The sequence below is a fragment of the Pseudoxanthobacter sp. genome (genome assembly GCF_036822375.1).
GTDB lineage: Bacteria > Pseudomonadota > Alphaproteobacteria > Rhizobiales > Segnochrobactraceae > Pseudoxanthobacter.
The window spans coordinates 2,795-4,862 of the sequence record NZ_DAISHT010000200.1 but is presented as its reverse complement, the minus strand read 5'-3'; the positions used below and the strand labels follow the sequence as shown (position 1 = coordinate 4,862).

Here is a 2,068-nt window from a genome sequence, read left to right as displayed (position 1 = left end):
CGTCATGACGATTGGCGGCTCGGCTGTCGGCATCGTGTCCCTCCCCGGGCCCTGAATGAAGAAACGGCCTGCACCGGCCGCCGTGCCCTCCTGCGCCGTTGCCGGCTGCAGCGCCGCTTTCCGCAGGGCGGGTCCGGCACGCTAAGTCTTTGACCGAAAGGAAAAACACGGCGCCCGCAGGCGGCCGGACCTTACGGCGGCACAGAAATCCTATCGCCGTCGGCGGTCATCCGACAGGTGATTTTTTGCGCCATCTGCGGGTCGCAGCGCTCAATCCGTGGGCAGAAGGCTGCCGCCGCCCCGGCCGGCCGGCGGGAAGCCGGTTTCGTCCAAGCGGTTGGTCGGCAGCAAACAAACGCAGCCCGGTCGGCTTGCTAGGATTGGTTATCGCAGGGATGGAAATCCGGGCACCGGTCCGGTTATCGCCCGTGCGCATTCACGACAATCGACAGCAGTCGAGACAAGAAAAGATGTCGATCTGAGCAGGGGCGGCCCCGACCGGGCGCTCCGTGCCGGTCTGCGTCCGGCTTCCTTTGCGGAAAGCACGGGGCAGGCGGCATGGAAACGATCCCGGTCGCCGGTTCACCTGCCCGATACCTTCGGAGAGACCCATGCAATATCGCATTTCCGTCGATACCGGCGGCACTTTCACGGATGTGATCGTGCGCGACGAAGCCGGCACGCTGACCATCGGCAAGGCGCTGACGACGCGCGACCGCATCTTCCTCGGCATGCGCGAGGCCATCCAGTCGGCGGCGGTGCAGCTCGGCATCTCGCTGGAAGAACTGCTGGCGGCGACCGAGATGCTGATCTACGGCACGACGCGGGCCACCAACGCCATCGTGACCAAGACGGTCGCCCGCACCGCCTTCGTGACGACGGCCGGCTTTCCGGATGTGCTGCTGCTGAAGGAAGGCGGCAAGTTCAATCCGCACGACTTCTCGCAGGACTATCCCGACCCCTATATCGCGCGGCGTCACACCTTCGAGGTCAGCGAGCGCATCCGCGCCGACGGCTCTGTCGCCACCGCCTTCGACGAGGCGGGCGCGCGCAAGGTCATCGCGGAACTCGGCCGCCGCGGCTTTGAAGCCGTTGCGGTGTGCTTCCTGTGGTCGGTCGCCAATCCGGCGCACGAACAGCGCTTCGGCGAACTGCTGGACGAACTGCTGCCGGGCGTGCCCTACACCCTGTCGCACCGCCTCGTGCCGGTGGTGCGCGAATATCGCCGCGCCTCCGCCACGGCCATCGACGCCTCGCTGAAGCCGCTGATGCAGGATCACCTGCGCGGGCTGGAGAAGGATCTGCGCGCCGCCGGCTTCGAGGGCAAGCTGCTCGTCAGCACCACCGAGGGCGGCTGCAACCATGTCGATGCGCTGGTGGAAAAGCCCATCCACACCGTCGGGTCCGGCCCGGCGATGGCGCCGATTGCCGGCCTCACCTTCTCGCAGCTTGAAGGACTGGGCGACAACGTCATCATCTGCGACACCGGCGGCACCACCTTCGACGTCGGACTGGTGCGCGACGGCCGCCTGACCTTCACCCGCGATACCTGGCTCGGCCCGATGTATACCGGCGACCTGCTCGGCATCTCGGCGGTGGACATGCGCTCCATCGGCGCCGGCGGCGGCTCCATCGCGTGGATCGACGAGGGCGGCCTGATGCGCGTCGGCCCGCAGTCGGCCGGCGCGGAACCCGGCCCGGCCTGCTACGGCCGCGGCGGCACGCTGCCGACGGTGTCCGATGCGGCCACCGTGCTCGGCTATTTCGACCCCGACTACTTCCTCGGCGGCCGCATGACGCTGGACGTGGAGGCGGCCCGCAAGGCCATCGCCACCGTGGCCGGGCGCATCGGCCTCAGCGTTGAGGAGGCGGCCTTCCGCATCCTCAGCCTCGCGTCCGACCTGATGATGCGGGCCATCGCCGACATCACCATCAACGAGGGCGTCAACCCGCGCGAGAGCACCATCATTGCCGGCGGCGGCGCGGCGGGCATCAACATCATGACGATCGCCGCCGAACTCGGCTGCCAGAACGTCATCCTGCCCAAGGTCGCCTCGGCGCTGTCGGC

General features: G+C 68.0%; 1 protein-coding gene. It reads left to right on the top strand.

Translation table 11 applies throughout. The features are described 5' to 3' along the window. Nucleotides 1–611: 611 nt before the first annotated feature. Nucleotides 612–2,068, top strand: a 1,457-nt coding sequence (locus tag V7067_RS14545) for a hydantoinase/oxoprolinase family protein (protein WP_334176625.1), incomplete at its 3' end; no start/stop codon positions are given.